This window comes from Nocardia carnea (assembly GCF_029868855.1).
In the GTDB taxonomy this organism is placed as follows: domain Bacteria; phylum Actinomycetota; class Actinomycetes; order Mycobacteriales; family Mycobacteriaceae; genus Nocardia; species Nocardia carnea_A.
In genome coordinates this window covers 1-9,143 of sequence record NZ_JARWOV010000010.1, presented here as the reverse complement: position 1 = coordinate 9,143, position 9,143 = coordinate 1, and the positions used below count along the sequence as shown (strand labels likewise).

The window sequence follows — 9,143 nt, the reverse complement described above, 5'->3', positions numbered from 1 at the left end:
GGACCGGGCCGGGTTGGGCGACGTGGTCGATATCCGGATCGGCGCGGCGATGGAATCGCTGCCGGTGCTGGCCGAAGAGCAGCCGGATCCGTTCGACCTGGTCTTCATCGACGCCGACAAGGTGAACAACTCGAACTATGTGCGGTGGGCGCTGCGGTTGAGCCGGCCCGGGACGGTGATCGTCGTCGACAATGTGGTGCGCGGCGGGCGCCTCGCCGACGCGGACTCGGATGATCCCGCCGTCCGGGCGAGCCGGGAACTGGTCGAACTTCTCGCCGAGGAACCGCGGCTGGACGCGACGGTCGTCCAGACGGTGGGAGCGAAGGGCTGGGACGGTTTCGCGTTCGCCGTGGTGAACTGACGCGGGGATACCGGCATCCCGCCGCGGGGCGATCTTCGTGCGTGGTCCTCAGGGTGACGCGACGGTGTCCGCTACTGGGTAACGGGTGCGGCCGTGACACGGCCGTCCTCGATCGCCCGGAGCAGGGCCGCGTGGTCACGTGCGCTTCGGTCGGCGTAGTTCTCCGCGAAATCTGCCATTGCCGAATCGAATTCGTCGCCGGAGCCCAGATAACCCGCGATCGCGAAGCGGTCGCCGCCGCGCGCGTGCGCCTGGGCCAGTACCCGGGCGCACAGCCGGCCGTACAGGGCCATCAGGTCGGGTGACATGGTGTCGATATCGGCGGAACCCTTGCCGTCGCGGAGCTGGCGGATGTAGAAGTCGCGGATCACCCCGTCGGCGTCGGGGCCGCGATGCCAGCCGAGGAAAATATCGCTGGTCGCCTGCATGAGCCGCTGCCCGGTCACCACCCGTTCCGCTTGATTCGCGTACTCGGGACCGTCGAGATACCGGGCGAGCACCGAAGGCTGCGCCTCCTTCGCCTGTAGGAAGAGTGGATCGTCGCCGGGGCCGCGCAGCAGGACGATCCAGCAGCGGGTGCCCACACTGCCCACACCCACCACCTTGCGGGCCGCGTGCACGTAATCGAACCGGTCGAGCAGGAATCGGCGGTCGGGTTGCAGGGTCGTGCGGTAGTCGGCCAGGCGTTTGCGCATCGTCCGCTGCACCAGCTCGGCATCGGCACCGGTGGTCAATTCCTCGACCGGCACGATCAACGGCGGCATACTGACGATCCGCGGCTGCCCGTCGGCGCCGGTCGTGGTCAATTTCGACAGCGCGTGCGCACTATCGCGGCCCCATGCTTTCCCGATCGTCTTCTCGACCCGCTTGCGAGTCGGTGAATCGAGTACCGCACGCAGCTCGGCCATTTCGGTCTCGGCTTCGATATGGGCGTACCACACCGCGAGCTCGCCGAGTCCGGCCTGGTAGGTCATGGTTTCGCGGTACTCGGCGGCGCAGGCCCGGGTGATGCGGTGGCGGTGCTTGGTTTTGAAACCGTTGTCCCGCCCGGCAACGGCCAGGCTCGCAACGAGCCGTTTGACATCCCATTCGAAGGGCCCGGGAAAGGTTTCGTCGAAATCGTTGACATCGAAGGCGAGCCGGCGCTCCGGGGTGGCGAAAAGGCCGAAGTTGCTCAGATGCGCGTCCCCGCAGAGCTGGGTGTGCAGGCCGGTGTTCGGGGTGCGGGCCAGATCGTCGGCCATCACCAGCGCGGCGCCGCGGAAGAACGCGAACGGTGAGGTCGCCATTCGGCCGTAGCGCACGGGTACCAGTTCGGGGATGCGGGTACCGGCCTGGGATTCGAGGAGCGCCGGCGGGTCGCGATCGTCCTCGGATCCCACGCCGGCGAGGGCGTCGAAAGGTAGCCGCTCGCGCTGCCCGGCTCCGCGCTCGGTCCGTTGTGCGCGGTCCTCCCGCCGGTCCATCCCGGGCTCGGTACCTGCATGAGGTCGGGCCATGGGCGTACGGTAGCCGCCCTCGGACCGGCACGTCGTCACCCGGCGCGGGTGAGACCACGGCACTGCGACGAATGAACTACTCGCGGCGGTCCCGGACCCAAGGCCAGGTCATCAATGCCCACACCACGAGTAGCAGCGCGGCCACCGTGCCGAGATACCACGGCCACGGCCCCAGAACGTCGAGCAGCGACGGAGTCGAGGGTTTCCGATTGACGAACCCGTGGTTGGTATCGGCGAGCGAATTGAAGACAAAGGTCACTCCCACCCACACCACAGTCGCTGCCACCGCCAACCGATAGCTTCCCCAGCCCGGGCGCATTCCCACGCCCCAGGTCAGGTAGATCGCCCCCCAGACGACGAGCAGGTGAATCGCCCAGAACGCCAGGAACTGGTGATTCGGGAAGTCCGCACTGTCCAACGCCGGTGACACGAGCGCCTGCGTGCTCAAGGTGAGACACCAGTAGTAGGTCAGCGCGTATGCCCACTGTTGCCTTGTCACCAGCGCATACCCGGCAACGAGGGTTGCCAGATCGGTCAACCGCAGCGGTACCGCCCGCTCGAGCGTCGGCGGAAACATCGTGGACAGGTAGACCACCAGATACAGCCCGAGCGTCACCCATCCGAGCGCCCGGCCGAAACTCCCCGCTCCGTCGCGTTCCCGCTCCCACCGCCCGACCGCGACGACCGCAATTGCCCCCACCGCGAACACCACCAGCACGACCCAATGTGACACCCCGTACGCGGAAAACTCCCTGGCCAGTGGTCGCTCCACGCTCTCAGCGTAGTGCGGCCCCGTACGCGCCCGAGTACGGAACAGTTCGCGGTGTGTCGATCGATCGGCCGTGACCGCGGCGATCGGACCTTGCCCGCCGACCAGGCACCGGCACCAGCGGAAGGGTTCCGGCGGGTGCCGCCGACGGCTCTGCGCAAGCGCTACCTACTTCAGGGTGCGGTCGAACAGTTCGCGCAGTTCCCGGTAGTGCCGTTCGGCGCCCGCCTCCTGATAAGCGGCGGTATCGGGCATGGTGTAGCCGTGCGGTGCGTCCGGATAGACGGCGGTCCGGTAGTCGAGGCCGGCCGCTTCGAGCGCGGCGTCGAAAGCAGCGATCTGCTCCGGGGTGTTGGAACCGTCGTTGTCGGCGTGGCCGGCCAGAACGGCGGCCCGGACCCGGGGAACCTCGGTGTGCGGGCTGTCGGGACCCTCGGTGACGATCCCGCCGGTGTGGAACATCCCGATCGCCGCGACCTCGTCCGGGCGGTGCGCGGCCAGACGCAATGCGACGCGGCCGCCGAAGCAGTATCCGGTCGCGCCGACGGCGGTTCCGGTGACACCTGGCAGTCCCTGCAGCGTCTCCAGCCACACTTCGCCGTCTGCTCGCAGTATCTCCGGCGTGAGCCGGGCCATCCGCTCACCCACTCCGGAGGAGAAGAACGCGTCACGATTCGCCGGATCACGCAGGTCGACGGTAGGTGCGAGGTCGGCGGCACGCCCGTCCCGCCAGAAGATATGCGGTGCCAGTACGACATAACCCCACGACGCGATCCGATCCGCCATCCGCTCGATCTCCGGACGCAAACCGATCGCGTCCTGAAAGAGCAGGACCCCGGGTCCGGATTCGCCGGACACATATCCTTCAGCACTGCCACCGGGAAGCGAAATCTCGATCATCGTCACGCCCCGCGACCCTACCCGTCCGAACGGGCGAGGTTCGACCCTGCCGGCCGAGCGCTGCCCAGATGAGATCCAGTGCGGTCAGTCGCCGTACCGGTCGTATGCCGCGAACTCACCGAAGTCGTCCTGCAGCCAGCCCAGGTCGCGCCAGGTCCCGGAGCCGTCGGCCGGGCCTTCGTAGACGATTTCCAGGTAACTGCCGGGCTCGTCGTCGAGCCGCAGGCGGCGGCCCCGGCTGAACAGGAACATCGATACGCTGATATCCGGTTGCTCGTCGATGAATTGCATACCCAGCACTCCCTTCCAGGCAACCTGCAGGGATGGGCCGGTCGGCTCAGGGCCTCGGATCAGGCAGGAGAACGCATCCTCCATCTCCTCCGCATCGATCACGGTCACCGGTTCCCCGAGGTGGTCGGCGAGGCCGGCGACGAGATTGTCGATCGTCGCCCGCCACCGGCCGGACGCTGTGTTGTCCTCGGAACCGTTCTCGACCGTCACGGCCAGTCATTCCTTTCGAAGCGCTCCCGGTCGGTGTATTCCACCTCATTGGAGCCGTCGTTGTTGACGCGGATCTCGACGTAATCCGGGTCGTCCGCCCATAGTTCCGGGGACACCGGTCTCGGATTGTCGGCCTTTTTGTCGATCAAACCATAGGCGGTGATGACCGAGTTCTTGTTACCCGCTTCGGTGATCACCACAGAACCGGCGGTGGGATCGTTCGGGCTTGCTGCCTGGTAGTAGATGTCGACCTCGCGGGTGTACGGCTCCCGGGTGCGATGGTGCTTGCCTCGGTACGTCCCGCTGAATATGCGATCAGGGCTGTTCAGGATCGACGCCTGAACCTGTGTGCTGACGCCGTGTTTCGATTGCGCATGCCCCGGCCGGCCACCCGGGTAGGGCGGCGGCGCACCGCGGAGCTCCCCAGGCGTGACCTGTCTGCGGAAGTTGTCGAACATCTCGCACGCGGTCGGTGTCAGGCCGAGCGGGTCGACGAACCTGAGTGGGTTGGTGGTGTAGGCGTAGGGGTTCGGCGAAGGTTCGAGGCCGAGCGGGTCGGGTGTGAGGTATTGACCGGTGTCCGGGTTGTAGTACCGGAACATGTTGTAATGCAGCCCGGTTTCCGGGTCGTAGATCTGTCCCGGAAAGCGCAACAGTGAGCTGGATTTCCCGCGCCAGCTGGTACGGCCCCACAGGTCGGCACCGGCGGTGGCCGCGGGATCGGTGGTGTCGGGATCTATCAGTTCGGCCGGGGCGCCGACGAGGTCGGTGACGACCGCGCAGAACTCACGGTCGACCCCGGCCTGCTCGATCGTTTGCGTGAGCGGTGTGTGGGAGCCGGGCCGGTACTGCCAGCGAACGGTGGAGGTGGTACCGGTCTGCTCGATCAGATGGGCGCCGTCCCAGATGTAGTCGATGCGTTCGAGGATCGTGCCGTCGGCGGCGAGGTGCTGTTTGGTGGAACGGCGGCCGAGCGGGTCGTAGGTGTAATGCCACCATTCATGGTCAGGGGTCCAGACATCGGTGAGCTGGTCGAAAGCGTTGTAGCGGAAGCGCCAGACATCGGGTTTGCGGGACAGGCGTGTGGTGGTCTTGCGGACGAGACGGCCCGCGGCGTCGTAGTGGTAGCGGGTGCGGCCGTCACGGATGAGGAGGTTCCTCCGGTCTTCACGCGTGGGCGGCGGTGACGTGTCCGCGCGGGACCGGCCGGGGCCGGCGGAGTTCGTGTGGGCCGACGGCGGGGGTTCGGTCGGTACACGCGCATCGGTGATATTGCCGAGGTGGTCGTAGCTGTAGCGTTCGGTGATCGCGCCGTTGTGGGCGATTGCGGTGATCCGGCCGAGCGGGTCCAGATCGTATGTTCGTCGCAGGAGTGATTCGGAGAAGTCCGTCGGGCCCGTGTCCCGGTCGGGCGCGGCCGTTTCCGGTGTCGGCGTGGCGGGAGTGACCGGGTTCGTCGCGCGGATTGTGGTGTGTTCGGTCAGATAGCCGTCCGGGCGGTAGGTGAATTCGTCGCGGCGCAGCCGGCGCGGTGCGGGCCGGGGGGTCGGGTCGAGCGTCAGCGTCCGCGCGGGGAAGGCGGTGACTTCCTGCTCGGTGATGTACCCGGCGGCACCGAATTGCCGGGTGAGCGCGATTTCACCGATCTGCCAGCTGGTGAGTCGGCCGAGGGGGTCGTAGTCGAAGGTGAGATCCCGGCCGTCGGTGGTCATCTGGTCGACCCGGTTCGCGATATCGTGGCGCCAGGTTGTGACCGCGCCGGACGGAGTGGTGCAGCGGATCCGGTTCCCACGCCGGTCGTGCTCGTACAGGATCTCGGCGTCGTCGAGACGTTCGGCGGCAAGCTGTCCGGTGGATGTGTATGTGCAGTCGAGGATATGTGCCGGATCGGCACCGATACCGTTGACCGCCTGCAGCAACCGGCCCGCCGGGTCGTACCGGTAGTGAATCCATTCGCCGGTGTCCGTACTGATCTCGGTGAGGCGGCCCAGGACATCGTGACGGTGGTGCACGGTGCCGGTCGCTCGGATGACGGTCTCGATTCGACCCGCCCGATCGTGGGTGTACCGGGTGGCGATGCCCGCGTAGTCGGTTTCGGTGACGAGCCGGCCGGCCGGATCGTATTCGTACGACCAGGTCTGGCCGAGGGGGTTGGCTACCGCGAGGAGGCGTCGTTCGCGGTCCCAGGTGTATCGGGTGACAGCGCCGCCGGGATCCGTGCGGGAGTGCAGGAGGTCGAAGTCACCGTAGGTATACCGGGTGACAGCACCCGCGGCATCGGTGTGAGTGAGGACGTTGCCCTCGCCGTCGTATGACCATGATTCGGTGTGGCCCTCGGGATCGGTCTGCCGCAACAGCTTTCCGTGAGCGGACCACTCATGGTGCGTGTGGCGGCCCAATGGGTCGATGATCTCGACCGGTCGTCCGGTGGCGTCACGCCGGATGACGGTGACTGAGCCGAGCGGGTCTGTGATCCGGATCGGTAGACCCGCCGCGTCGACTTGGATCGTGGTGCGTGCACCACTGGGTTCGGTCACCGTCGCGAGGGCGCCATTGGCGTGGTAGGTGAATTCCGTGCGATTGCCGGCCGGGTCGACGACTGCGGAGAGGTTGCCTTCTGCCGACCATTCCCGGCGGGTCACGGTACCGTCCGCGCCTGTCACCGTGCTGGGCCGGTTGTGGAAGACGTAGGCGGCAGTGATCGCCTTGCCGTCCGGGCGAACGATACTCGCCACGTTGCCTGATTCGCTGTATCGGTAACCGGTCGTCGCTCCGTCCGGACCGGTGATCGCCAACGGGCGCCGGTCGGCGTTGTAATCGATATGGGTGTGCCCGCCGGCCGGGTCGATCAGATCGCGGAGTTGGAGCTCCCGGTCGAAGCCGTGCTGTGTGACAGCACCCGTGGAATCCGTGACTGCCGTGACCCGTCCGGTACCGTCCGGGAACTCGAGGTAGGCGAAATCGGAATCGAGGATCCCGCCGGTGCCGCGCTGACGGATCACCCGGCCGGCCTCGTCGTAGGTGTTGACCATCCGGTTGCCGTTGGTGTCGGTCCACGAGGTCATCCGGTTCTCGGCGTCATAGGTGTAGCGCATGGTCGCACCGTCGGGATCCGTGGCCGATGCCAGATTTCCGGCGGTGTAGGTGTAGCGCCACGCGGCGGCCTGCTCTGTGCCGGTGACGAGAGACAGCGTGGTGACCCGGCCTCGGTGCGTGTCGACGCGGACGCGGTACCCGCCGGAGTGCGATATCTCGATGGGTGCGCCGTCGGCGCCGTAGTGGAAGCGGATGCGGTTGTGATGCCGGTCGGTGATCGCCGAAACGGCGTAGTTCCCCAGGCGGATGTCCAGCCCATCCAGCACGGATTCGGGGGCGAAATGCCAGATCAGCTCCCGCCGGCGGTCGTGTACCCGGTAGCCGCCGGCCTCGGTGCGGGTCAGTGACCACAGTTGGCCTTCGGTGAGTGGGTGAACGGGGACATTCACCTCGGCGTGCGGGTAGGCCAGCATGATGCCGTCCTCACCGAGGAATGTCACGCCGGCGTCGTCGACGACGAGGCGGATATCCAGGGTGGACGACCAGGACGGGCCGAACCAGCGACCGAATCGGTAGTTGGAGTGGTGGGCGCGGCGCAGGGTCAGCGGCAATACACCCGGGAGGTCGAAATCGGTTTCCGGGAGCAGGAATTCGCCGGTGCCGAGGTCGACCGGATCGGTGGAGCAGGTCTTCTGTGCCGGGGTGCGGTCGGACTCCGGACCTGCGGTGCGGGCATGCTCGTGCGCGGTTCGGTCCGCCTCCGCGCGATCGTGGGCGGTCGGCTCGTCGCTGTTTCGCTCGGGTTCGTCCGGGCCGCGGTCGGCGGTGTCCGGGTTCCGATCGGTCCGGTCACGATCTCCGGTGTTGTCCGTCTCGGAGCGGGAGCGGTCGAGCGGGGACCGTGTGCCGGTGTCGCGGTCGCGGGATGTCTCCGGATCGTGGCGGTGCGGATCGTCGTAGCTGTCCCGCGGGTCCGGGTCTCCGGACGGATTGCCGGGGTCGCGGGTGGGTCGGTCGGTGGGTGTTTCGGGGGTGTGGTGCCGGGTCGTGGTGCGGGATGTGTCGGGGTCGTCGGTGCGTGGACGGTTGCGATCGTTCGGTGTTCGCGGCTCGGGGTCGGGTCGTGTTCCCGGCCGGTCACCGGGCCGGTCGGGCTCCGGGATTCTGGTCGATGTGGTGTCGGAGTGCCGCCGGGTCGCCGGTGATGTATGCGCGGTGGATCGTGGGCGGGAGGAAACGTCGGGGTCCGGCCTCGTTGCCGGGTCCGGCCGGGTGGCGGGCGAGCTGTGGGGTGCCCGGGTGTGTGTTGTTTCGGGCGTACGTGCGGGGGAGGAATTTGCGGGGGTGCGCGCGCTTGCCGGTTCGGGTGGTCGCGCAGGAGAGGAACTGCTGGGGCGGTGCGGCTGGTCGGCCGGGTCCGGGCTGCGTGACGGGGCGTTCGGGGTGAAATCGGTGCGGAACCCGGACGCTCCCTGGCCGGGATGCGTTCCGGGGGCCGGGTACGACGGTGGTGTACTCGTGGAATCGTTGTCCGGATGCGGGTCGGGCGTGCGATCGGTGTCGGCAGCCGGGTCGGTGTCCGCCCGTTGTCCGCCGTTCGTGTGATGCGATCCCGGCTGGTCCGGGTTGTGTGAGCCGGCGGCGTCGGAGCCCGCACGAGACCCGTGCGGATGGTCGCCGGTATGCGCCGGTGCGTCGCTGTCGGGCCGAGGGCCGGGAGTTCGATCCGGAGTGTGTGATCCGGGTGGTTCAGGCCGCGTCGCCGAGTCGGGGGAGCCGCTGTCGTCCGGGCGGTTCGCCGACGGGTCGTCGGTGTCCCGGCCCGGCTGTGCTGCGGAGGCGTCAGGTCGGGAAGGGGGTGCGTTGCCCGGGTCGGTCTGGGGGCCGGGTTCGGTCCGGGGGCTCGGATTCTCGGCTTCCGGGTGGTGACCGGGGCGTTCGGGGGTGCCGGGTTCCGGAGTCGTGTAGAGGGGGGCATGGAGTGTGGGGTCGGGGTGGGTTTGAGAGGGTGGTGACGGGTGAGGGTGGGTGTTGTGAGTGGGGGCGGCGGGTGTTGTCGGGGGGGGGGGGGGGGCGG

6 protein-coding genes are annotated in these 9,143 nt (G+C 67.8%); 1 reads left to right on the top strand and 5 read right to left on the bottom strand.

The window, feature by feature from the left end; all coding sequences use genetic code 11:
- Positions 1 to 361: O-methyltransferase (locus tag QH195_RS00385; RefSeq protein ID WP_280433890.1), on the top strand; the 361-nt coding region annotated here is incomplete at its 5' end.
- Positions 362 to 432: 71 nt separating this feature from the next.
- Here the strand turns inward: QH195_RS00385 and QH195_RS00380 are convergent.
- From QH195_RS00380 to QH195_RS00360, 5 genes are all read right to left on the bottom strand, one after another.
- Positions 433 to 1,860, bottom strand: a complete 1,428-nt coding sequence (locus QH195_RS00380; RefSeq protein ID WP_280433889.1) for a DUF2252 domain-containing protein — start codon at positions 1,858 to 1,860, stop codon at positions 433 to 435.
- A gap of 76 nt (positions 1,861 to 1,936) precedes the next feature.
- Positions 1,937 to 2,632, bottom strand: a complete 696-nt coding sequence (locus QH195_RS00375) for a YwaF family protein (RefSeq protein ID WP_280426102.1) — start codon at positions 2,630 to 2,632, stop codon at positions 1,937 to 1,939.
- A 165-nt stretch (positions 2,633 to 2,797) separates the two neighbouring features.
- Positions 2,798 to 3,529, bottom strand: a complete 732-nt coding sequence (locus QH195_RS00370; protein ID WP_280433892.1) for a dienelactone hydrolase family protein — start codon at positions 3,527 to 3,529, stop codon at positions 2,798 to 2,800.
- 84 nt (positions 3,530 to 3,613) lie between these two features.
- Positions 3,614 to 4,030 carry a hypothetical protein gene (locus QH195_RS00365; RefSeq protein WP_280426101.1) on the bottom strand — a complete coding sequence of 139 codons (417 nt, stop codon included), beginning with the start codon at positions 4,028 to 4,030 and terminating at the stop codon, positions 3,614 to 3,616.
- Positions 4,027 to 8,229 carry an RHS repeat-associated core domain-containing protein gene (locus tag QH195_RS00360; RefSeq protein WP_280433891.1) on the bottom strand — a complete coding sequence of 1,401 codons (4,203 nt, stop codon included), beginning with the start codon at positions 8,227 to 8,229 and terminating at the stop codon, positions 4,027 to 4,029. Before QH195_RS00360 ends, QH195_RS00365 begins: the two co-directional genes overlap by 4 nt.
- Positions 8,230 to 9,143: the final 914 nt, after the last annotated feature.

Bases quoted from the DNA above. Each gene is read 5' to 3' on its own strand.
- QH195_RS00380 (WP_280433889.1), bottom strand. From the start codon at position 1,860: ATGGCCCGACCTCATGCAGGTACCGAGCCCGGGATGGACCGGCGGGAG.
- QH195_RS00370 (WP_280433892.1), bottom strand. From the start codon at position 3,529: ATGATCGAGATTTCGCTTCCCGGTGGCAGTGCTGAAGGATATGTGTCC.